The organism is Halorubrum tibetense (assembly GCF_055396225.1).
This window is the reverse complement of record NZ_AP043742.1, coordinates 411,763-432,404: the sequence shown is the minus strand read 5'-3', so window position 1 is coordinate 432,404 and position 20,642 is coordinate 411,763. Positions and strand designations below refer to the sequence as shown.

Annotated in this window: 21 protein-coding genes and 2 pseudogenes; 9 read left to right on the top strand and 14 right to left on the bottom strand. The window is 57.3% G+C overall.

The window, feature by feature from the left end:
- The first annotated feature begins 232 nt into the window (after positions 1-232).
- Both ACZ5TV_RS02090 and ACZ5TV_RS02085 read left to right on the top strand, forming a co-directional pair.
- Positions 233-463: a DUF433 domain-containing protein gene (locus tag ACZ5TV_RS02090; protein WP_209486548.1), complete on the top strand. Its 231-nt coding sequence runs from the start codon at positions 233-235 to the stop codon at positions 461-463.
- Positions 460-786 carry a DUF5615 family PIN-like protein gene (locus ACZ5TV_RS02085; RefSeq protein WP_209486547.1) on the top strand — a complete coding sequence of 109 codons (327 nt, stop codon included), beginning with the start codon at positions 460-462 and terminating at the stop codon, positions 784-786. The genes ACZ5TV_RS02090 and ACZ5TV_RS02085 overlap by 4 nt, the downstream gene beginning before the upstream one ends.
- A 43-nt stretch (positions 787-829) precedes the next feature.
- On the opposite strand, the pseudogene ACZ5TV_RS02080 reads toward ACZ5TV_RS02085, so the two are convergent.
- Positions 830-1,651, bottom strand: a pseudogene (locus ACZ5TV_RS02080) (IS5 family transposase).
- Positions 1,652-1,929: 278 nt separating this feature from the next.
- Positions 1,930-2,256 carry a DUF8065 family protein gene (locus ACZ5TV_RS02075; protein ID WP_209486546.1) on the bottom strand — a complete coding sequence of 109 codons (327 nt, stop codon included), beginning with the start codon at positions 2,254-2,256 and terminating at the stop codon, positions 1,930-1,932.
- Between the two features lie 425 nt (positions 2,257-2,681).
- Between ACZ5TV_RS02075 and ACZ5TV_RS02070 the strand changes: the two genes are divergently transcribed.
- Both ACZ5TV_RS02070 and ACZ5TV_RS02065 read left to right on the top strand, forming a co-directional pair.
- Positions 2,682-3,305 carry a peptide-methionine (S)-S-oxide reductase MsrA gene (locus tag ACZ5TV_RS02070; RefSeq protein WP_379778128.1) on the top strand — a complete coding sequence of 208 codons (624 nt, stop codon included), beginning with the start codon at positions 2,682-2,684 and terminating at the stop codon, positions 3,303-3,305.
- A gap of 193 nt (positions 3,306-3,498) precedes the next feature.
- On the top strand, positions 3,499-3,720 hold the full coding sequence (locus ACZ5TV_RS02065; RefSeq protein WP_209486542.1) for a hypothetical protein: 222 nt from the start codon (positions 3,499-3,501) through the stop codon (positions 3,718-3,720).
- On the opposite strand, the gene ACZ5TV_RS02060 is transcribed toward ACZ5TV_RS02065, so the two are convergent.
- From ACZ5TV_RS02060 to ACZ5TV_RS02050, 3 genes are read right to left on the bottom strand one after another with little or no spacing between them, the layout of a single operon-like run.
- Positions 3,717-5,933: a type B DNA-directed DNA polymerase gene (locus ACZ5TV_RS02060; protein ID WP_379778199.1), complete on the bottom strand. Its 2,217-nt coding sequence runs from the start codon at positions 5,931-5,933 to the stop codon at positions 3,717-3,719. The genes ACZ5TV_RS02065 and ACZ5TV_RS02060 overlap by 4 nt on opposite strands.
- Positions 5,917-6,198: a DUF8156 family protein gene (locus ACZ5TV_RS02055; RefSeq protein WP_379778130.1), complete on the bottom strand. Its 282-nt coding sequence runs from the start codon at positions 6,196-6,198 to the stop codon at positions 5,917-5,919. The genes ACZ5TV_RS02060 and ACZ5TV_RS02055 overlap by 17 nt, the downstream gene beginning before the upstream one ends.
- Positions 6,198-6,860: a P-loop NTPase family protein gene (locus ACZ5TV_RS02050; RefSeq protein ID WP_379778132.1), complete on the bottom strand. Its 663-nt coding sequence runs from the start codon at positions 6,858-6,860 to the stop codon at positions 6,198-6,200. Before ACZ5TV_RS02050 ends, ACZ5TV_RS02055 begins: the two co-directional genes overlap by 1 nt.
- A gap of 193 nt (positions 6,861-7,053) precedes the next feature.
- On the opposite strand from ACZ5TV_RS02050, the pseudogene ACZ5TV_RS02045 reads away from it, so the two are divergent.
- The 5 genes and pseudogenes from ACZ5TV_RS02045 (at position 7,054) to ACZ5TV_RS02025 (ending at position 10,659) form a co-directional block, all read left to right on the top strand.
- Positions 7,054-7,323 (top strand): annotated as a pseudogene (locus ACZ5TV_RS02045) (DUF8110 family protein).
- Between the two features lie 43 nt (positions 7,324-7,366).
- Complete coding sequence (locus ACZ5TV_RS02040) at positions 7,367-8,275, top strand: ADP-ribosylglycohydrolase family protein (RefSeq protein WP_379778134.1); 909 nt, start codon at positions 7,367-7,369, stop codon at positions 8,273-8,275.
- Positions 8,276-8,377: 102 nt separating this feature from the next.
- The gene (locus ACZ5TV_RS02035) at positions 8,378-8,866 is read left to right on the top strand and encodes a type II toxin-antitoxin system death-on-curing family toxin (RefSeq protein ID WP_379778136.1); all 489 of its coding nucleotides are present in this window, start codon (positions 8,378-8,380) and stop codon (positions 8,864-8,866) included.
- A gap of 25 nt (positions 8,867-8,891) precedes the next feature.
- The gene (locus ACZ5TV_RS02030) at positions 8,892-9,032 is read left to right on the top strand and encodes a hypothetical protein (protein ID WP_379778138.1); all 141 of its coding nucleotides are present in this window, start codon (positions 8,892-8,894) and stop codon (positions 9,030-9,032) included.
- Between the two features lie 301 nt (positions 9,033-9,333).
- Positions 9,334-10,659 (top strand): tyrosine-type recombinase/integrase, encoded by a 1,326-nt coding sequence (locus ACZ5TV_RS02025; protein ID WP_379778140.1) that lies wholly within the window; start codon positions 9,334-9,336, stop codon positions 10,657-10,659.
- A 23-nt stretch (positions 10,660-10,682) separates the two neighbouring features.
- Here ACZ5TV_RS02025 and ACZ5TV_RS02020 read toward each other — a convergent pair whose 3' ends face one another.
- The 9 genes from ACZ5TV_RS02020 to queC form a co-directional block, all read right to left on the bottom strand.
- Positions 10,683-11,810 (bottom strand): tyrosine-type recombinase/integrase, encoded by a 1,128-nt coding sequence (locus ACZ5TV_RS02020; RefSeq protein ID WP_379778142.1) that lies wholly within the window; start codon positions 11,808-11,810, stop codon positions 10,683-10,685.
- Positions 11,811-12,391: 581 nt separating this feature from the next.
- Positions 12,392-12,829 carry a toxin-antitoxin system TumE family protein gene (locus ACZ5TV_RS02015; RefSeq protein ID WP_379778144.1) on the bottom strand — a complete coding sequence of 146 codons (438 nt, stop codon included), beginning with the start codon at positions 12,827-12,829 and terminating at the stop codon, positions 12,392-12,394.
- Positions 12,822-13,397, bottom strand: a complete 576-nt coding sequence (locus ACZ5TV_RS02010; RefSeq protein ID WP_379778146.1) for a DUF7342 family protein — start codon at positions 13,395-13,397, stop codon at positions 12,822-12,824. The genes ACZ5TV_RS02015 and ACZ5TV_RS02010 overlap by 8 nt, the downstream gene beginning before the upstream one ends.
- Before the next feature lie 187 nt (positions 13,398-13,584).
- Positions 13,585-13,932 (bottom strand): hypothetical protein, encoded by a 348-nt coding sequence (locus ACZ5TV_RS02005; RefSeq protein WP_209486054.1) that lies wholly within the window; start codon positions 13,930-13,932, stop codon positions 13,585-13,587.
- 121 nt (positions 13,933-14,053) lie between these two features.
- Positions 14,054-14,845: a helix-turn-helix domain-containing protein gene (locus ACZ5TV_RS02000; protein WP_464384059.1), complete on the bottom strand. Its 792-nt coding sequence runs from the start codon at positions 14,843-14,845 to the stop codon at positions 14,054-14,056.
- Between the two features lie 798 nt (positions 14,846-15,643).
- Positions 15,644-17,944, bottom strand: a complete 2,301-nt coding sequence (locus tag ACZ5TV_RS01995) for an Eco57I restriction-modification methylase domain-containing protein (RefSeq protein ID WP_379778150.1) — start codon at positions 17,942-17,944, stop codon at positions 15,644-15,646.
- A gap of 479 nt (positions 17,945-18,423) precedes the next feature.
- A complete protein-coding gene (locus ACZ5TV_RS01990) occupies positions 18,424-19,503 on the bottom strand; it encodes a M20 family metallopeptidase (protein ID WP_379778152.1) in 1,080 nt (359 codons plus the stop codon).
- A 72-nt stretch (positions 19,504-19,575) separates the two neighbouring features.
- The gene (locus tag ACZ5TV_RS01985) at positions 19,576-19,764 is read right to left on the bottom strand and encodes a ribbon-helix-helix domain-containing protein (protein ID WP_379778154.1); all 189 of its coding nucleotides are present in this window, start codon (positions 19,762-19,764) and stop codon (positions 19,576-19,578) included.
- A 108-nt stretch (positions 19,765-19,872) separates the two neighbouring features.
- Entirely contained in the window at positions 19,873-20,562 is a 690-nt protein-coding gene (gene queC, locus ACZ5TV_RS01980; protein ID WP_379778156.1) for a 7-cyano-7-deazaguanine synthase QueC, read from the bottom strand.
- Between the last annotated feature and the right edge of the window lie 80 nt (positions 20,563-20,642).

Sequence of the window (20,642 nt, the reverse complement as noted above, 5' to 3'; positions counted from 1 at the left end):
ACGGAATAGTTCTGCTTCACCAGGCTCATTTCCTGGATTAGTATTAACAACTTGAGGTACTTCTTGGCCATACCCATTGTTCATTACTGCATTTTGGCTCTGTTGAAATCCTATTCTTCAGATAGGTTCTCACCTGAAACAGCCGGTCACTGAAGAGTGCGTGTTGAGCGGAGCGAATCGGTGTGGCGGTCTCAACCACGTATTTCAAGTTAGTGTATAGTCAATCTGTGGTATGGGAATCGTCCGGGACTCCGAACACAGTGACGGTGCGCCGACAATCGAGGAGACGGGAATCCGTGTCAAAGATATCGCCTCGGCGTACGAACACAGCGGCTACGACCCCGACGAGATTACACAACTGTATCCTGATCTCAGTCTCAGTGATGTCCATCGGGCGCTCGCGTACTACTACGATCATATCGACGACTTCCGATCGGCGTCGTCTGAACCGGCATCCGTATGACACGGCCGCTATATTGTGACGAGAGTATATGGCTTCCTGTTGCTGACGGACTCAGCAGACGCGGGTGGACAGTTCACACTGCTCGAAATGAAGGCACCCTTGGTGATTCAGACCGCGAGCAGCTGAGATACGCGGTCGCAAACGACTGGCTTCTCCTGACGTTCGACGATGATTTCCTCTCACTCGCTGAAGGTCAAGAACTCGAACATCGAGGGCTGATCTACGTACAGCAGGCGGGACGGCAAATCGGCGATGTCGTGAAAGTCGTTGATGAGCACCTACAGAACCGATCCGAAGACGATCAGTCGATTCAGTACTTGTGATCTGTCAGCCCAAACTGTTCCATAGACCCTCTGTATTGACCGCTCAGAGTGATCGGTCGATATTGTGACTGAGACAGGCGATGGTGAGTTCACGGAACTGCTTCCACCAGCGTCTCGATCGGACGAACGTACCGTACTTCCGCTTGAGCGTTGAGTTACCCGTCGCTGATTGACTCCGTTGCCCGTAGAGATCTGTGTCCAAGCGCACATTCCATGCCCGGTGGAGTGGCGTGAACCCACGATGCTTAATCAATGGCCGAACCTCATGTTGTCGGGCAAGTCGCCTGGTTTTCTGGTCGTCGTAGCCCTTGTCACCGAGCAGAATCTCAATATCACCGGGATTGCGCTTGATCAACGATGGAGCGATCTGGCTATCGTGTTTTCGTGTCGTCGTCACGTGTAAATCAAGGATTGCGTTCACCTTCACACCGACCAGTAACGTCACCTTCAGCTGCTGAATCGTGAGTTCAGCGCGTTTCGTGTAGTGTTTCGAAGCGTGACTGCGGTCAAACCCTGATGCATCAACTCCAATAACGCCGCTCGTCGGAAGTAGCGTCGTTGAGAGAGTCAATATAACACGCTACACAGCCATATCAAGCCGGTTGAACGCCTTACAGAGCGTTGAAGGCGCAGGAAGTTCGGATAAGCCAAGGGTTCGACGGATGCGTGGCATCTCGATCAGTTCGTCAAGCAGACCACGATCGGTCATGTTCTTCCGCACTTTGAGACAGATCAGAACAGCGTGCTGAGGGAGTGTATAGCAGTGTTTAGAGAATTTCGAGGAGTATCGAGAAACCGCTCGGCGTGCCAGATGAATCGCCTTCTCAGTAAACCGGAGAATCTGCGACTTCGGGAGGGCCTTCATCTCGTGGAATTACAGGACGAACATGTAACTCTCTGAAGATTTCAACAGAGCCACTGGTATGTAATCTCAACCTCAACTCCATTCGATGACACCCGTTTTTAACTGGTGCTCATCTCCTTTGGCGTGTCTGAGCCGCTTTCTCTTGGTTGGGACACTCAACGGGTTGCTACCGCTGGCGAACGCTGTTCTTCTTGGCTACAAGCCGATCCCGGAGCAAACAGGAGCCGGCCATGCCCGCGATCAAGGAACTCGTATCAGCCAGTATCCGATAGCGAGCCTCATTCGCCATCGCTGCCCGTCAGGAATTCAGACGTGTCTCGTTCCATAGCCGACTCGAACGACTCTTTCTCTTCTTCCGTCCTATCGAGTTTCTCGCCGAGAAGGACACGGGCCACGTCCTCACCGATCTCACCACGACTGTATCGTTCGTACACGGTAATCTTGCCTTGTTCATCTAATGACTGTCGGAGCATTTCGACCAAGCCGACGCGGGCGAGTTCGCTCACGTTGACGCCACCGATGTGTATCTCATCGAGGAGTTCCGCGGCCTCTTTTTCGGCTCCGGCACGGAACTGAATCGTCTTGTCATAGCTTGATCCGCCCATACATTGACGTTCGACATGGAGAGGCGTATATGTTATGACGCGTACTTACTTGTCATTACAAGTGGCCAAGAACGTAGCACTACCAGACAGGTCACCCTCTCTCAAGGGGTGCGATATGAGTTAGGGCCCGTGTAGAACCAGTATGATCTACTGAAGTGAGCGAAAGCTAGTGAACTCGTCAGCATGCTTCCAGTAGGAGTTCGAACTGGTAGTCAGTAAGGACATCTTCGTGAGTATGTCGGATCGTGAGTGCTTGCCGATGCCGGTCAGCCCATTCAGTTCCGGGTTGCTTGTAATGAGACACTCGTAGTGGTTCTCATGCTGGGAGACCGACACGCAGTATTTACGACTGCGAGCCTGACTGGTGGTAGATGCGGTGGGATCTACGACCCGCGCTTCGGCGACTCTTTAGGCTGGTGACTCCAATGACGCTCACACAAACACAGATACGCGAGTACGATCGTCGTGCGATGGATAGTGCGGAGACTGCCACGGCGACGTTCGGGATCGGTTGTTTCTGGGGGCCTGATGCCCAGTTCGGTGCGATGGACGGCGTTGTTCGGACTCGCGTCGGGTACGCCGGCGGGACAAAACTCGATCCGACGTATCACGCGTTAGGCGACCACACGGAAGTGGTTCAACTCGATTTCGACCCTGACACGATACCGTATCGAGCCCTCTTGGAGCGGGTGTTCAACTCTCATAACCCACAGCACCAGACGAGAAAGACACAGTATCAAAATATTGTGCTCGCTGCGTCGGAGGATCAACGAGCAGTCCTTGATGAGCTTCTCACGACACGGGGACTCACTACCGATGGGATCGGGACACGTATCGAACAGCTCTCACGCTTCTACCCCGCTGAAGACTATCACCAGAAGTACAAGCTCCGGTCCGTCTCCTCGTTCATGGACACGTTTGAGGCGGCCGGATACGACGACGACGAGTTACGGGAATCGCCGATCGCTGCAAAGCTGAACGGGTACGCCGCCGGGCATGATGTTGGTATTGCTGAGGAGCTCCCGGTACCTGATCGGGGGACAGTATAGACTTCACGAATTGGGTGATGACGGACAGTATCGCCGATGAGGCCGGTTAAACAGAGGCTGCAGCTCTCTGATGGCGACGGGTTCGAGTTTGTTACTTTCTGGGGACTTCAACAGAGCCTCAGCAATACTTTACGAAAGACCAGCTCACGGCGATCCTTTATTGCTACCCGAGGGCTAGTTTAGATCAGAATCCATGGCACGGAATGACGCACGCACGAAAACGACGGAGGTTCATGCGCATGAATTAGATGGCGAAATGATTGTCGGGAGCTCTGATGGTGATTTACCGCTCGAAGGTTACGATGCCGTGCGTGAAGCCGCTGATGAACTTGAGGAGTATGACGACGAGGAACTCATTGCGACTGTCACGCACACGAGCACCGACGTGATTTCGGTGACCCTGGAAGAAGATTAGGAGTCAGTGCGTTCACTGTATGCGGTTAGTGTCTGATCCGTTGTGCCGGTGAGGTAGTCTCGAATCTCTCCCTCTCGCCACCCGATCGGTGCCAGGACGCTTTCGACAGCTCGTATAGCGGCGTTGGCGTACCAGTCAGTGTCGTATCGGGTGATGTCCTCGTACGATAGCCGTACTCGTTCGGTACCGTGTGCGTTGTTGTTGACGACGACGTACTGGATGGTCTGTCCGGGTGACAGCCCGGTCCCGTTCAGTGTGGCTCGCTTGAGTGCGGCAACGGTAAGCGTTTCGTGCGTGTAATCGGCGATGTGTTTTGACATGCGATTGTCGATGACGAGTCGCTCTGGATCAACATCGTCGTTGCGTAATGACGTGAGTGTACGGCGTAACACGTCACACACCGCTTCTGGTGATCGTGTTTTATCGAACACGCGAAGGGCTTCCGCCTGTACGTCTTCAACCCATGTGGGCGTTGAGCGTTGACGATCTTCGATCCCGCGGGTTTTGATCGCATCACCGAGCGTGGCCTCCGACACGGGTAACACCTCGTCACGTCGCTTTCCAAAATACCGTGTGAGTGCGCCAGACTCGCTGTTACGCATCGGGCAGAACGCAGCCCAGTCGAACGCGCATTCGTATTCAAGTTCGATACCCGTGTCGGTGCTGATCTCGGCGGTGACCGTTTCGAGATTGCGTTGTTCACGATCCTTGGCTGGTGTCACCCAGATCGAGTCGACGATGCCGTGGACGACTCGCCACCCGGCGTCTTCGAGTGCGGTTTTCGCATTGAGGAGAATGTCGCGGGCGAACGCGTTGATCGCTTCATGGCACTCGATCCGACCGAACTTCGCGTTTGAGAAGCCTTGGTACCCGAAGCAGGAGACGAGGATCCATTTGATCGCTGACGACGCTGAGTCGAGTCGGTCGCGTTCGGCGTCGTCGGTCGTTTCCTCGATCTGGTCTTTGATGCGGCTGCGCGCGTCGATGAGCGGGCCGAGCACCGTCGGGAGGTACCCGTCGGCCTCACAGATCGAGTATCCGAGACCGGGGACGTCGTTAGTGTCGCAGCACCCGCAACGAACGGTTTCCGGGGAAATATTTCGGGTTCGAATGATGTTCGGGTACAGCGACGCGAAGTCCAGTTCGTGGACGTTCTCGTGAACGCCGACTGCGGGGGCGAACGTGGTGCCGCCGCGGTCGGCGGCGTCCAGCGTGGCTGCGGATTTGAAGAGTTCCGGTCGCCAGGCTTGCCACGGGACGAGGACGTCACGGTCGCGGGCGGCACGGATCTGCATGGCGGTGAGCACGCGCCCGATCGACGCCCAGCTGAGTTCTTCGAGCGGGAGTCCGGCGCGGTTCACGAGATCGAGGCAGCCGGACAGCCCGGCTTCGTGGTAGAAGAACGTGTTCGACTCGTCGATCACGACGCGGCCGGGGATCGTGTACCGGGCCGGGGAGTGCCCGACTTGCCCGTAACTCGTGTACGTGGATTCCTCGGCGAGTTTCGTGTACCCGGGGGCGCGGCCGAGTTCGAAGTTCGGTACGTCGTGCGTGTCGGCGGCGTCGAACAGGACCGGGACGAGCTTCGCCGTGGACACGACGATGACGTCAGGGTCGCGTTCGCGGACGGCGCGGTCAACGGCGGTGACGGTGGCTTCGGGTGTGGGCCCGGCGGCGTCACCGTCGATCGTGAGGTGTGACAGGGCGTCGGGTCCTGCTTTGTGCGGTGGGATCGAGAGCGTGAGTGTACGGAGTGACCGGACGGACCGGTCTGGGCTCGCCGGTGTGGTGGTTTCGAGGCAGTACCGGAACTGCGGCGTCAGATCAACGTTGTAACACGTGTACTCGGCCGGGCCGTTGAACTGCTGGACGCGCTGTGCGATGCGTCGCACGGCGTCTACGCTGGCCGCGTCGATCCGGAGAAGCGGCCGCGGGTCCGTTCGAAACGTCTGCCGGTGGGCTTCACACTGTATGTCGACAACTGCGTCTTGCCCGGTGAGGAACGCTTGAAGCTCGGTGAGCGACTCCGACAGTCCGTCACGGTCCGGTGGTGTTGGGGTCGGGCCGCCGCGCCGCCCGTACAAGTCACGGACTGCGTCACCGACGAATAGCGTCGGCGTGTACTCGCCGTGGACCGTGCGGGTGACGCCGTCGTCTGTAAGTTCCCAGTGAGCGACGTCACCAGAGGAGTGGAAGTCAACGGTCAGCACAATCGGGACTGGTGGAGTCTTCGAGTTCGGTGATGCGGGCTTCGAGCTCGTCGATCCGGCGTTCCTGCTCGATGGCGATACTCACGAGCAGAGGGGCGAACCGGTCGTCGTGATTCAACATCCCGGCCGCGTCGGCGTGGGTGCGGGCGTAGACGAATAACTGGTCGAACCGCGGTTGATCGCGGCGGCGCAGCGTCCGGCGGTACGGCCCCCAGCGGTCCTCGATCGCGCGCAGCGTGTCGCGGTATGTCGGGGTGGTTCGCCCCATCAGACGCCCCCAGATGTCGCCTCTTCACCTACGACCGACGCGTCGTGCATCCGTGCTCGATGGGTGAGTACTTCCTGCCAGTACGCGAGCGTCGTCTGCACCCACCCGTCGCCAAGGTGATACACGAGCGTCTCGACGTCGCCGGCCGCGTCGGTGAATCGCGGCCCGAACTGCGTGTCCTCACACTGGAGATATGTCTGCGCTGCATTCACGAGCGGTCGCGTGAACTCGTCGGCACGCGATCGTGTCACGACGACCGGGACGTCATGAACACGCCCGACGCGTGCGAGCGCGGCGATCGCTCGGACCAACAGATCCTGCGCGCGAGTCGTCGGCACGTCGGTGTCTCGATACAACCGGTCGATCCCGGTCGCAACCACGACGCTCGGGGTCGTGACGTGGTCTCCGGTGAGCCGGTCAAGCAGTGACGTTTGTTGATACGCGGTGAACCCGCGAGCGACGTGTACCCGGTGAAGGTACCGCTTGTCGGGGGCGAGTTCACGAAGCCGTGTGGTCTGTGCCGTGCCGGCCGCGTCAACCCAGTACGCGTCGCCGTCCCCGGCGAACACGCGGTCAAGCAGTAACGACTGGACTGGGGTTACGCCGAGATCCGAACCCACGTCCACGAGCGTGAGTCCGGTATCCAGTTCCGGTAACTCCACGGGTGATTGTCGTTGAGATGTGTTCATACTCGTTACCTGCCGCGTGATATTCAAAGGGGTGAGCCATACACGCGGAGTGGAACTGGAAGTGGAACAGTGACAGCCAGAACAACTCGTTCGCCGAATCCCCTGACGCCTGACCCGCACCCATAGACCCACAGAACCACACAACACTACCACCACACGACTCCCAATGACTGAGACACTCGCCGACGAGTACCCGGAAGCTGCCCCGTACATTCAGAAAGCCGTTGACGAACACGGCGAAGACTGGGTGTTAGAGAACTACTACGAGCAACGCTATCCGCTCGGACAGGTGATGGCAATGCCGGAAAAATAGGACCTCCCGCTCTACGATGCGGACGAACACGATACGTTGACGGAAGCGGAACGAGTGGAGATGTATCAAGCGTGGGCCGCGTACCGGGAGACCCTCCGTACCGGATCGAAACCCGACGAGTGACGACCACCCTACACTTTTCTCGGACGTCATCGTTGTGTTGCGTATGAATCCGGATCGTGTCCGTGGAGTCATGCTCGGGTTGGCGTGTGGGGACGCGCTTGGCCGGCCGGTCGAATTTCAGTCCGCGTCCGATATCCAGCGTGAACACGGGGAGCTCAACGAGATGATCGGGCACGGGACGTGGAATCAGCCCGCCGGGACGATCACGGACGACACCGAGCAGGCGCTGTGTATCGCACGAAGTCTCGCCGAGCAACAAGAGTTCGATCCGGCGGACATTGCCGAGCGGTTCGTTGCGTGGTACGATAGTGGCCCGTTCGACATAGGGGGGATGACGAGGCGGTCGCTCAGCCGCCTCCAACGCGGCGATTCGTGGGACGAGGCAGGCCAGCAGGTCTGGGAGAGCAGTCCTGAAGGTCAGAACGCAGGGAATGGGAGTGTAATGCGGTGTCCACCGCTCACCATCCCGTACACGACGGACTGGGACCGACTCACCGAAGTGAGTCGGCAGTCTTCCCAGATCACGCACGCTGACCCGCGGTGTACCGAGGGCTGCGCGATTCTGAACCTCACGATAGCTGGCCTACTCGAAGACGCGGCCACGCCGTTACAGGATGCCCTCGACTACGTCAGTTCAGATGCGCCTGAGGAGCTCGTGACGGCGCTCGAACCACTCGCTCGTGGTGACTCACCCGGCACGCTGGAAACGTCAGGGTACGTCGTCCATTCGCTGCAGACGGCACTCCACGATGGCCTCGTCGCGGACAGTGCTGAGGAAGCGATCGTGACGGCGGTCAATCGCGGCGGAGATACCGATACGATTGGAGCGATTGCTGGCGCAGTCGCCGGTGCGCGGTTCGGAGCGTCACAGCTTCCGGACCGGTGGGTGTCCGCTGTCAGGGAAGCTGAGGAAATCGAGGAGTTGACAGACCGGCTCGTTGCGGGGATGTAGCTCTCTCTAGTTGGGGGAGTGGATTGATCAGGAAACACAGACGCATGCTCTGACCTAGTCGATAGTAAGGATTACACTGGGATAGCATCAACGTCTGGGTGAATGGCTGATTCGTTCTGGTATCCGTCAGTGAAGGATGTTCTCGCCATTCACGACGACATCGTCTCGGAGTATTCTGACACGCCGTCTGGCGTGCAGAACCGTGGTGATATCGAGTTCGTCCTGAATTACATCGAAGACGGTAGTTTTGGAGCCGCTCCGGAGACGATTCACGAGAAAGCATTTCATCTTCTTCGACTCCTCGTAGCAAATCATCCGTTCGTCGACGCGAACAAGCGTACAGCTCTCAACACGACGACCGTATTTTATTTTCTCAACGGATACCGGTTCGCGTACGATGACGAAATACGGTCGGTTCTCAAGCAGTTCGGCACCGACGAAACGTCAGTTGACGATACGGAGACTATCGAATATCTTCGTACTCACACCGAAGTCATTGACCTCGAAGGAGAGATCGAAGCGTGGCGCGAGGATCTTATCCAGTACGGTGTCGACGAACTGACCGGTGGCTCGTCGGACCCGAACGATTAACAGCGCTCAGAACGAGAACGTACATATGGCGACTGAGGAGGGTACAGAGCCTCGATCTCCGCTTGACGAAGTGATGGAAGATATCCGAGGCGAGCTTGTCCGGCAGGTTGCGGCAGCTGATAGGGATGCAAATCGGGAGATCTACGACGCGCTTGAGAACGAGTAACGCGTCTAGATTTCAGCGGTAGGGTTCTGTGGTGACTATTGTATCGAGATGAGCAGAAGTGGATCTGGACTCGATTTAGATTCTGTGTGTGCTGAGCGGTCCACGCGACAATGTTGAGTGAATGAACTCTCAATAACCCATTGTAACGCATCCATTGGCACGTATCATTCGCACCAAAATCACGATCATCGCGTATTTTGACAGAAACACGCTGTACCGGTCACGTAGCCCGTTCAGGATTTCCAAAAATTGCTGAGGGCTAGGGTTCTTAAGTAGCTGGATAATTCACTTGTTTGCTTCAATGACAGACAAGAACCGAAAATCGATTACGAACGAGCTTGCGGCGGCGCTCGGTGACGAAGCGAACGCCGTTGAGAATGAGCTCAATGCATTCCACAACTGGATGCGTACGAAGGGAAAGAACCCGGATCGACAGAAGCCGCTGTCCAACTCCATTTCGACCAATTACTATCGACGGATCGACCAGATATTCAGGTTCGTCATCGGCCGAATCGAACCTGCAGATGCGACGGTGATCACTCACGACCAAGCGGACCTGATCGTGAAGTGGTTAGACCAGAACGATATCTGCCAGCGGAACGGTGACCCGTACCAGGAGACCAGCAAGCGAAAGTTCTCGAACGCTCTCATCAAGTACTTCACGTGGCAGCACGACCAGCGAGGCGACGCCGAGCAGTGGCGGCCGCGGATCAGCTTCTCGGACGGCGAACACGAGAATGCGGACCGCCTGAATTTCGAAGAGCGGTGGAAAGTGCTGCAAGCCGCCAACGAGTACGGGTCGTTGCCGTCCTACTACGAGACGACCGAGACAGAGCGCGAGAAGATCAGCAGCCTCGTCGCGCAACGACTCGGCAAACCGAAGACCGAGGTGACGCGGAAGGACTGGGAGCGCGCCGACACCAGTACCAAGGTCGGGTCGCTCATTGCCGTGACCCTTGAGACGGGCATCATCCCGATTGAAGTCGGGCGGGCGCGAACCGACTGGTACAAGTCGAACCGGAACATTCTCAAGATCACAAAGGACGACGCGGGGAAAGATCGGCCAACGTCGGAACTCCCGCTCACGGACGCGACGGGAGATCTCCTGAGCGAATGGATCCAAGAGAGACGGCACTACGAGAAGTACGACGGTACGAACCACCTGTGGCTCAACCGCGAAGGGAACCCGTACAACTCGAAGAACCTGTGCTACCTGCTTCGACGACTCTGCGAGGAAGCCGGGATCGACCACGAAGACCGGAAGATCGTGTGGTACAGCCTCCGGCACAACCTCGGGCAGTCGATCGAGGAAACAGAAGACATCTCGCAGGCCCGCGATCAACTGCGTCACAAGTACATCGAGACGACGAAGCAGACCTACGGCGAATCCACCATCGAGAGTCGTCGGCATACACTTGAACAAATAACTGATGTCTCGCAGCGCGCTGCGGAGGATCCAGAATTCAACCCGTACGCGGATGACCCGGTACAGCCGGATCCAACCCCCCGTAATGAGTCGAGTCACTCGTCAGAACACGCTCACGGAGATCACATCGACGTGTTCATCGATGACACACAGGATGACCGGGTTGAAATCGCTCGGAAAATACTGTCTGAAGAACTTTGAGTATCGCAGGCGGTCGCTACCGATCACCCCATCCGATCTAACGCGTTCTGCCTGTCTTCGACGGGAGCTTGGTCGTATTTCATGGTCGTTTCGGGACTCTTGTGTCTGAGCTGCGCCTGCGCTGCGGCGAGGTCCTCCTCCCGAGTCATATACGTGCCAGTTGAGTGCCGTATCGAATACCAGCTCATCTGCCGGTTTCCGTAGGGGATCTCCGCCTGATCACAGAGACGACGAAGGACTTTCCGCAGTGCGGCCGACCCGTACGTGTTCCCACGGCGGGTCAACCAGATCGTGTCCGTGTCGTCGTATTTCGGATCGGTTTTGCGTTGTTCGAGCCACCTGTCGAGCGTCTCTGCGGTCCGGTCTTGGAGTCCGACAACCCAGTGGCCAGTGTTTTTCGATGACTGCTCTTTTGGAATGCGTAGGACGGCGTTTTCGATGTCAACCCAACTCGTCACGGCGCGTTCCACTTCGATCGGGCGGAGTCCAGCATCGAGACTTACGGTGACGAGACTCGGGATTTTCCACCCGTTGGCCTTCTCCCAGTCGGCTGGAACCACCGCCGATTTCGGTTTTTCGAATCGCTGAGCGAGATAGGCTTTCCACCGGTCGCGCTCTTCAGCGTTGAGGCTCCCATACGACGGAACACTCCCGTGTTCGAGTGCCGCCCTGCGGATCAGACCACGTTCTTCACGGGTCAGGTAGTCGCGCGGCGCGGTCGTCTTATGCCCGGTACTGAACGAGAGTTCCGGCTCCCACTCGTCAAGACCGTGTTCGTGCTCACGCCACTTGTACAGCATCTGGAGTGCTTTCCGACAGTTGTCTTTGTGAGCGTTGCTGTGTTCTTGCTTGGCGAGCCACAACAGGTACGTATCTGCGTGGTCGTGCGTGACGTTCGTCGTGTACCCACCTTCGTTATCCCATACCCACCGGTAGAACTGATCCATACGGTAGGCGCGATTACTGACGGTTGTCCGTGCGTACCCCTCAGCTTTCTTCGGGTCTTTACCGAACACGAGAAGCCATTCTAAACACTGTTCACGCTGGTTGCGGTAGTCGATCTGTTGCCGCTCGTTGAGCAGGTCAGCAACAGGTTCGGTGATGACTGTGACCCCTTCAAGAGGCGTCGTTGCCTCGTCGGCGTTCTTCATTGCCGGCCACCTCGCAGGGGACCCAGGTTCTTGCCCGTCGATTCCCCCCGATCGCAAGACGGCGTCGGGTTTAGTGTACTGAACTTCATTGCCCTCGCGCTCCTGCTAATCGCAGGACGGCAGCGGGGTGAGTTGGTCCATCGAACGTGATTGCCCGTAATCATAGGTTTGTTTCACTCTAGTTCACGGGCGAAAACTGCAAGACGGCGAAAGGAAAGAAGTGCTCCGGCTGGGATTCGAACCCAGGTCATTGCCGTGAGAGGCCTACATGCCCCGCCGGAATGACTCTGGAAACACTCTGTCAGATCGCCGCCGAAACGATGGTTTGACCTGCTACAGTACCCCTGTTTCTCGGCGTTGCTTATAAAATATCCAGCTGATTGTCTCCTCGGCAAGTCGGATTCAGAGGATTCAACTGACACACTAGATCTATTTTCAACAGTAGGCGGCTCTGTTGAAACCCTCTGCTTGACAACAGTGCCTAAAATCTCTAACACTCAGGATTCTCCTCCATTTACGCGGAGGAGGATGTCAACGCTGTGGATTGGTGCTACGAACCAGTTTTCTCCTTCGTCAGATAATCACTCGTCCCAGAAGGCTTCGATCCGGTCATCAAGATTGGTGAGGACGGTTGCGAGTACGTCACGCCAGTCTTTGGAATAGGCGGCATCCTCACCGGAAGTCGACGCATCTGGGGGCGGATGGAAGTGATCGCGGGTGTTATGATCATTCGGGTGCCGATCCCATCGGCATTCCCACGAGTTCCCGGTTTGGTATTGCTCCGAATAGTGGATGCTGAAGTCGTCGGTCTCGAACCAGCGGATCCGCAGGTACGCACGCGTGATCCCGCCTGGGAAGTATCCGAGGTCGTAGTTGGCGATGACAGCGTTCGGGGCATACGGCGGTTGCGTCTCGATGTTATCGAATCGATCGCTCTGGGCAAGGTGGGCAGCGATCCGGTCGAGGATTTCTGTATCGATGGGACCGCGACTGGGCGGGTCAGCCGTGTCCTCAGGCATCGACTGGACCGGGCTTGCTACCAGTGACTGGATTGTTTCGGCGTGCTGCGTCGAGGAGTGCGGCTCGTTGTTCGAGTGTCTCCCACTCGGAGAGCGCTTCCCATGCTGCTTCGGTGGACAGATTTTGCGCTTGGGTTGCGTCGACGAGTGAGACTTCGTCCGGGTGTTCTGCCTCGAACTGTGTTCTGTAGTCCTCGATCTGTTTGAGCGCATCACCGAGTGCGTTGACAATCTCCTGCTCGGAGTGTTCTTCGCGGATCCGGTCGATGCGTCGCCACTGAAAGTACGCGTCCTTGCGTTCGTACCGGACTGGACGGCCATCGTGCCGCTGAACCATCCCCATCTCGTCGAACCACTCCAAGTAATCCCGAGCTGTTTCGGTGTCACAGTCGGCGCGCTCAGCGATCGTCGATACCTTCGTCGGCGTGCGAAGCCCGACGACAATATCCAGAAGTCGCTCTCGGATCGGCCCGCGCTTGAGGAGCGAGTCGGGGGATTCCTGCTCGTTGAGAGCAGGCGGTGACTCCCCGCCGTCGTATGCGTCGTCGGGGATGTCTGTGAGGTCCATGTGTGAGAGGCTCCGTACGGTGGTCTACCGGTTGTAGCGATATATATCTATGGTGCGCTGAATTATTTCTGTTTTAGTCCTGCTGGTATTGATTCTGTACGGGTGCGTATACGTCGACGAAAGGGTCGCGTAGTGCGTTGAGGTGGTCGTGGATCGTCCCTGCTGTGGTGAGTGGAATGGCATGAGGTCATGAATCACTTCCCGACTCTCGCTGTTCGTGAAGATCTCGTAGGTAGGCGATCGCTGCGACACCAACGTCAATCCCCCAAGCATAGTCATCCTCACCGAAGGCAGCAGTACCCGCCATGCGATGAGTATAGCCGTCGACGAGGGTGAAACGGATACAGTTCACTACGTCGTCTTCCCCGAATTGCTCGACAGCGTCGCTGATATACTGGTCGAAATGACCATCTGGATGTTCGGTGGATCGCGGATCAGCGGCGCGTTCCAATGCCAGATCAATAACCGCATCGACTGACGGAGCCGATGGATCTCCCGTGTTTTCTCGAATCCGGTACCCCTCGTCGGAATACATATTGCCGCGTACGAATTCCAAATGCTAAAACCCCAACCAGTCCTTGGTCAGAGAGTAGGCACCATACTCGACACGTCAAACCTGAAGCGTGGCGCGCTACTGTAACACCACGCCTGCCGAGCTACTCGCCCGCAGACGCTGCTGGGAGCCGGTACAACTCCCGCCGCTTAGTGTCCTCCAAGATGCGCGTGACCGTGCGCGGCGAACACCCAATCCGATCCGCTGCCTGCCGCCGCGACAACCCGTCATCAGCGATGACTTCGAGGAGCGTCTCACGCACCTCACCGTAGTCGCCACTGGGGACGAGGTCACCGCCAACGACCTCACACCCGGTCGGGACGCGACCCGACCAGTCGCGCCGGAGGTAATCGGGCGGAGTTGCATCTTGGGTGTTGAGCGACGCGGTCGAGATTTCACCCAGCAGGGTAGTGACGGCGGCGGAGTCGATCGATTCACCAGGAGTGAGCACGACGTCAGACTGGAGGGCAGTCACGGCCGCCCCGGCGTCAAGGAGCGCATCGAGCCACGACGACAACGACGCGACAGTATCGCAGCAGGCGAGCCAGTCTGTCATCACGACCTTTTTTCGCCCGTTCAAATCTTGTACCTTCTGGAGCAACGTAGAGCGTATCTCATCGGGATTAGTCCCACACACGATCCAATATGGAGGATCTCGCAGTACCTGCGATCCAGTCGGAAGGAATTTTTTCACAACGCTGGTGTCTCCTGAGCCATCATAATCGACTCCAGCTAACTCAGTCGCACGTCCGAGCGCGTCGATGAGGGAGGCGGGGTCGTCGGTCCCCACAGCTATACAGTCCGTCCCGTCCGATCCCGAACCACCACTGCCACCGCAGAAGTTGTCAATCGTTACGTGATCAGCAGCCACCTCGTCTGGGTTTCTGGAGGGCATGTGTCATGTTATTGACTGTGGTAGCATAAGCTTTTGCGGGGGATTGCGGGGGGCGCAGAAACCCCCGCAAAACTCACATCCTACCCCCGCAGAAGGCCCCTGAAAAGGCTGCCGACGGGGCGCAGAAACCACCGCAAAAGGAGTCGGCCGCGGGTCGAGTCGGACGAGACAGTATCCCAAGCTGCTAAGCGACTATAAAGCTCGGGGGAGCAATCTGCGGGCGTAATCTGTCTCTCCCCGAGTTCTATTGTCCCCTCGAATTTCCGCAGATGTGTGTTACTATAGATTGGTGAGAGGGATTTACCCCGCGGGAGTGAGTGGGTGGCTGGGAAGGCGGATGATGGCTCATGCGCCGCTCGGCTTTTTATGTCTTCCTCTTGTCATAGGCATACTGGTGTTCACACCACGCCCGGGGCGACGCCGCCCGCGGGCGGCTGGGGAGGCGGGCAGGTCAGGACTCGTCCCCACCTCTCTTTAAGCCGACGCGGCAGCGCGGGGCAGACACGGGCGTTGCGCTCACACGCCGGGCAGGCTCAAGGAAGCTGGTGTGAACGTACACACCAACCCCAGTGGCAACGCTCGGCAGGCAAGCAGACCAACTGGACAATCGACCACGGGAACATCAAGAAACGAAGAAGCAACCAGCTGCCCTCAACGGGCGCGCCCCACCGACCACCACGGCGGGCGGCGCGTCGAGAAGGTGAGAACCAGGGGCTGGCGGTACAGAGAAATCGTTTCATACACAGCACGGGTCACAGCACTGGCGCGCACCGGGGTATTGAAATCGAGGCGGTTCTCTCAGACAACGTGACTAATGATGTGGCCGATCCGAGTGATCACATCAGTAATCTCATTTCCTTGGCGTGCTCTTTGCCGTAGTTCATCGAACGCGTTTGAGAGAATCGTAACGGTCTCATCAGGAAGGTCAGTTGGGTCTATGACTGGCACGCGTTCGAGGTTACGGGGTTCGATTTTTTCGAAGCCGCCGTCGAGGGTCCGTTGGTGTTGGCGGACCAACTCGTGGAAGACATCACTGTTGAGGTAGGCGAGTAGTGCTTTGAGTTCGCGGCTAGAGAGGGCGATGTCGTAGAAGCCGTAGCAAGCGTTCGTGTTGCGGACGGAAGCCTCGTTCAGCATAAATCTGAACCCGTCCCGACCTGCGCTTTGGACCAGTACCTCCGCCGGTGGCTTCCAACGGGGACGGTACCAGTACTGTCGTGTTTGGAGTGTTTTGATCTCGGCGAGGCCGTGTTCGGTGACTCCTTCATGGAGGTAGTTTATCAGGTCGGTGTTAGGTTCGTCGACGTCGACAGGAACGGTCGCGCAGTCGACGCGTGTTTGTTCGGCGAATTCGGTGACTGTGTCGGGGATGGCTTCGATCTCGTCCGGGTCTAATAACCAGACGTCCTTCCCGTCGGCCCGGGCAGCCTGCCAGTCGGTTTCTTTGTAGTCGTACCCATGGATGTGGCTTGGGCGGCGGACGATTTTCGTTAAGTGTCTTTCGCTGAGGCCGGTAGCTGCTACGTCCGGTTCACTGAGGCAGAAAAATTCGACGTTACCGGTCGTCGGTCCGCGGGAGACCGTAAGGAGATCGCCAAGCGGTGAAAGATCACTCTTGTCGATGTCGACGGGGTTGAATTGAGCTTCCCAGTTCTCACTCGGTTCGAGATTTTCTTGCTTGACGGTGGTGGCGAAACCCCAGTCACCGGCGCTCGTCTCGGCACCACTGATGAGGTTCCGAACGGGTTGCCAGTCACGGTCACCGGACGTGGTTTCGAGTTTGGACAGGTCGTCAACGCGGATGAACCGGACGTTGGTGTCTGGATCTGGGTCACTAGACGCTTCGAGGAACGTAATCAGGCCGGTAGTTGCTGGGCCGTCGAAGGCGCTGATCGTTTCTGGGTTGAGCTGGATCAGCGCTTTGATTTCGAATTCGTTGAGGAGGAACTGCTTGAGCGTGCGGCCGTAGGTAGTGGCGAGCCAAGCTTGAGGAGTGATCGTCGCCATTCGGCCCCCCTCTGTGAGGAACCGTCGAGAACGGTAGAGGAAGTACGCGTACAGTGGTGTTTTCGCGGGGATGTCGTAGCCGGTCTCTTGTTCTGCTATTCTACGGTACGAGTGTTTGTCAGGCGTCTCAAGCGTTTGGCTGTCGGTGTAGGGGGGGTTTGCGATGACGGCGTCAGCATCACGAGGGAGTTCATCGGATGGTAGGTGGAGGAAGTCGGTTGCGCGTGTATCGTGTGACTGCCCGGAGATGGTGAGCGCAGTCGCCCCCATTATTCGAGCAAGTGGGCTTCGATCAATCCCAACCGCATGGTCAGGGTCAGTTGTGAGCGACCAATCCGGGTGGTATGGTGTGGAAAGCGCGCCTGCCCCGATTCCCGGGTCGAGAACAGTTTCAGCCCCGCAACTCGCCCATGAACGCATGAGATCGCTGATCGCGGGGAGTGTTCGGTACTGGCCGAGTGAGCGCCGGTGAGGACTCGAAACGAGTGTTTCGTAGATGTGCGCGATCGTTTCCGCAGGCTGTGTGGTTGCGAGTAAGTCGTGGCGATGGACAGAGATATCGTCGGCGACATCTGCGTCTGCTCGCCCGACAATTTCATCGAGGACAGTTTTTGTGAACGCAGCGTCTCCGGTCTCTTCTCGTGCGCGCCGAAGTGCTGTTGGGATGTCGTCTGGGAGAGCTGGGAGTCTGCCTCGTTGGTGATAGTACTCGTAGAGCGTGGTTTTCAATAAGAGTTGGAACGCGGACTGTTTCCCGATTAGGTGACGAGTCTCGTCGTTGATCCGGTCGATGCCGTGTAGATCGAGCCAATGAGAGATCTGTTCGGGGAGTGGTTCAGCCATGAGGGTCCGCGCTGCTGGTTCGATCTTTTCAGCGGCGTTTTCGAGTGTCTCAGCGATTTGGTCCGTATCGATGGATTGCTCACGGAGTTCGTCCAGGCTAGAACGGTTGTTCGAGTGTTTCTCAGGGATTGGAGACCGTATCGGTGTTCCAGCAGCAGTGTCCTGAGTGGTTGGGTGTTCTGCGGTATCTCGTGTGGGAGGGTAGATGGTATCGTTCCTGCTTCCATGTTTGAGATTCATTTCGGGCATCGGAGTGTCCCGGCATCATGACCCGGTTAAATAAGAACCCTCGGCGTCTGGAGGGCGGGACAAGCGCATCGAGCCCAGTAGACACGAGGCGCGGACAGACAAGACGGGACGTCGATTCACAGCACGACTATATCGCGGTGTACCGCGGGGTCCGCTTCGACGGCTGTTCGATCGAAGAGGTTCTTCCTCGCGTCAGTACAACGAATCGTTTGGAATCGGTAGCGGGAACGCCGACAGCTCGTTCGGGCGTATCGCGTCGGGACGATCAATTCGGGGGTGATTGAATTCAGGGTTGAGATCGACCAGATGCGTCTAGGGATCGGCAGCAAATAAAATAGTATCAGTTGTGTCTCTGCTTTTCAGGAAATCGTTGTATCTCACATTCTCGACGCCTAGTGTTTTCTGACCTCTACACAATCTAGTATCTATGTGTCTTTCAACTTGTCTCGCTTCACTCCACAGAATGCTGTATAGCCGCACTAATTCAGTAACTTCTCGATGCTTTCCGTGACCGTGGTTGCGGCGGCCCCAACGTCTGAAACCCGGACGTACTCTCTGTCACTATGCGCGACCGGTCCGTCTGTATCGCTCAACTCGCCCGGCCCGAACACAACTGTCGGTGCATGCGGCGCAAAGTAGGACGCTTCCGTCGCCGCCCCGAACGCACGAACTTCCCCACCACTCATCTCCACCAGCGTCCGAACAAGCTCTGTATCCTGGTTCGCTAAGAACGCTTCCGGGTCCGGACTTTCCGGATACGCCGGTTCCACCGCAACCTCGTACCCGTCAGGAATCTCTCGTTGCAAGTACCGCCTCAGCGCGGCGAAAAACCCGTCACTGGTTTCTGGCGGCACACTTCGTCTGTCGAAACTCACTGTACATTCCGCCGGAATTTGATTCAACGGCCCGCCCCCATCGATCCGCGTCGGCGACAACACTGGCGCACCAAGCAGTTGGTGGTCATCCGGGCTACATTCTTCGTCAAATCGTGCTAACGCCTCAACCAGCGGTCCGACCGCGTTGATACTATTCTGCCCGCTCTCCGGGTCGCTTGCGTGCGCACTTTGCCCGATTAGCGTGACATGCCCGCCGAACGACCCACGAGCAGCAACACATACATCCAACCCAGTCGGTTCACCCACAATCACACCATCAGGTGAGAGTGTCTCCGCAAGGTGTTCCCCGCCAAACTGCGATGTCTCCTCATCCGGCGACACCGCCAGCGTCAGTTTCCCCCGATCTAGTGACGCCGCACAAAACGCATCTATGAAGGCAGCCATCGGTCCTTTCGCATCACAACTCCCCCGCCCCCGAACCACGTTACCATCCCGCTCGTACGGAATGTGCGGCGGCACCGTATCTAAATGCGTATTCAGTACCAAATGTGGGCCAGCAGACTCACCGCTGCGCGTCACAACAACACATCCAACCGTATCCACCTCGGGTTCGTATCCCGCGTCGGACAACGTATCCACCAGTAACGACCGCATCTCACCGACGTCCTGATGCGATGGCGTCGCAATCGCCTCTCGATGAAACCGTTCTAAATCTACCATCACGTTGTGTTCACACCTGTTGAGTCCACATTACGTGTTCAAGAATCGCTGATTCACGCAGCACATTGATTGCGATTAGTGAGATTCAGTTTCGTCCGTCTCAAGTCGTCCATGTCGTGCATCAATCTCATCGAGCATATCCAGCGTTTTGCGGATCGACGTGCGGATCGCATCGCTTCGATTGACGAACTTCCCCTCGTCACCAACATGCGCGTCGAGATCGTCGAGCAGTTCCTGTGGAATTTCCACGCTCACTTTCGGCATACGCTCGTATTCTCACAGGAATATCATTAGCGTGTCGCCCACTCACACCACGGGTAGCACCTCATTAGAAACCCGATGTTATTGTACACGTCGCGCTGTGGGCACTACTTAGGAGAACTGTGGGCGTTTAGCGTACGCAATCGGATCGCGTGACCCGGCATTCCGGAATGCTTCGAGCCGAAACGCACAGGCATCACACGTTCCGCACGCCGGCTCCTCGTCACGGTAACACGACCACGTGATATTGTACGGCACGTCGAGTTCCAACCCGCGCTCCGCAATCTCCGTTTTCGACCACTCGACGAACGGCGCTTTCAATTCAATCGTGGTCTCCGGTTTTGTCCCGACATCGATCACTTGCTGAAACGCCTCAAAGAGCGCCGGGCGACAGTCAGGATATCCGGAGAAGTCTTCTGAGTGCGCGCCGATGAATAGCGCCTCTGAGTCAGTCGCTTCTGCGTACGACGTTGCCATCGACAGCAGATTCGAATTCCGGAACGGGACGTATGATGTCGGGATCTCGTCGCTCTCTAAGTCCGCATCGGCCACGTCCATTTCTTCGTCCGTCAGGCTCGACGCCCCAATCTGTGCGAGATGCCCAGTTTCGATATGGAGGAAGTCAGCCGCGTCAACCTCCTCAGCAAGCGCTTTCGCGCACTCGTACTCTTTGTCTTCGGTGCGTTGCCCGTACGACGTGTGAAGCAGGTACGGCTCGTACCCGCGTTCCATCGCCTCGTACACTGCCGTCGCACTATCCATTCCACCTGACGCCAAAATCACCGCGCTTTCAGTACTCATGTTTGCTCAGTTACGTCGAATTGATTGCTGCTCTGTTGACCACGCCGTACTTGCGGAACCACACGATCTCGATTGGGCTG

Bases quoted from the DNA above. Each gene is read 5' to 3' on its own strand.
- ACZ5TV_RS02005 (WP_209486054.1), bottom strand. From the start codon at position 13,932: ATGTATTCCGACGAGGGGTACCGGATTCGAGAAAACACGGGAGATCCA.
- ACZ5TV_RS02025 (WP_379778140.1), top strand. From the start codon at position 9,334: ATGACAGACAAGAACCGAAAATCGATTACGAACGAGCTTGCGGCGGCG.
- ACZ5TV_RS02075 (WP_209486546.1), bottom strand. From the start codon at position 2,256: ATGGGCGGATCAAGCTATGACAAGACGATTCAGTTCCGTGCCGGAGCC.
- ACZ5TV_RS01995 (WP_379778150.1), bottom strand. From the start codon at position 17,944: ATGCCCGAAATGAATCTCAAACATGGAAGCAGGAACGATACCATCTAC.
- ACZ5TV_RS02015 (WP_379778144.1), bottom strand. From the start codon at position 12,829: ATGCCTGAGGACACGGCTGACCCGCCCAGTCGCGGTCCCATCGATACA.
- ACZ5TV_RS02065 (WP_209486542.1), top strand. From the start codon at position 3,499: ATGGCACGGAATGACGCACGCACGAAAACGACGGAGGTTCATGCGCAT.
- ACZ5TV_RS02070 (WP_379778128.1), top strand. From the start codon at position 2,682: ATGACGCTCACACAAACACAGATACGCGAGTACGATCGTCGTGCGATG.
- ACZ5TV_RS02030 (WP_379778138.1), top strand. From the start codon at position 8,892: ATGGCGACTGAGGAGGGTACAGAGCCTCGATCTCCGCTTGACGAAGTG.
- ACZ5TV_RS02010 (WP_379778146.1), bottom strand. From the start codon at position 13,397: ATGGACCTCACAGACATCCCCGACGACGCATACGACGGCGGGGAGTCA.
- ACZ5TV_RS02085 (WP_209486547.1), top strand. From the start codon at position 460: ATGACACGGCCGCTATATTGTGACGAGAGTATATGGCTTCCTGTTGCT.
- ACZ5TV_RS02090 (WP_209486548.1), top strand. From the start codon at position 233: ATGGGAATCGTCCGGGACTCCGAACACAGTGACGGTGCGCCGACAATC.
- ACZ5TV_RS02020 (WP_379778142.1), bottom strand. From the start codon at position 11,810: ATGAAGAACGCCGACGAGGCAACGACGCCTCTTGAAGGGGTCACAGTC.
- ACZ5TV_RS02000 (WP_464384059.1), bottom strand. From the start codon at position 14,845: ATGCCCTCCAGAAACCCAGACGAGGTGGCTGCTGATCACGTAACGATT.
- ACZ5TV_RS02055 (WP_379778130.1), bottom strand. From the start codon at position 6,198: ATGGGGCGAACCACCCCGACATACCGCGACACGCTGCGCGCGATCGAG.
- ACZ5TV_RS01985 (WP_379778154.1), bottom strand. From the start codon at position 19,764: ATGCCGAAAGTGAGCGTGGAAATTCCACAGGAACTGCTCGACGATCTC.
- queC (WP_379778156.1), bottom strand. From the start codon at position 20,562: ATGAGTACTGAAAGCGCGGTGATTTTGGCGTCAGGTGGAATGGATAGT.
- ACZ5TV_RS02040 (WP_379778134.1), top strand. From the start codon at position 7,367: ATGAATCCGGATCGTGTCCGTGGAGTCATGCTCGGGTTGGCGTGTGGG.
- ACZ5TV_RS02035 (WP_379778136.1), top strand. From the start codon at position 8,378: ATGGCTGATTCGTTCTGGTATCCGTCAGTGAAGGATGTTCTCGCCATT.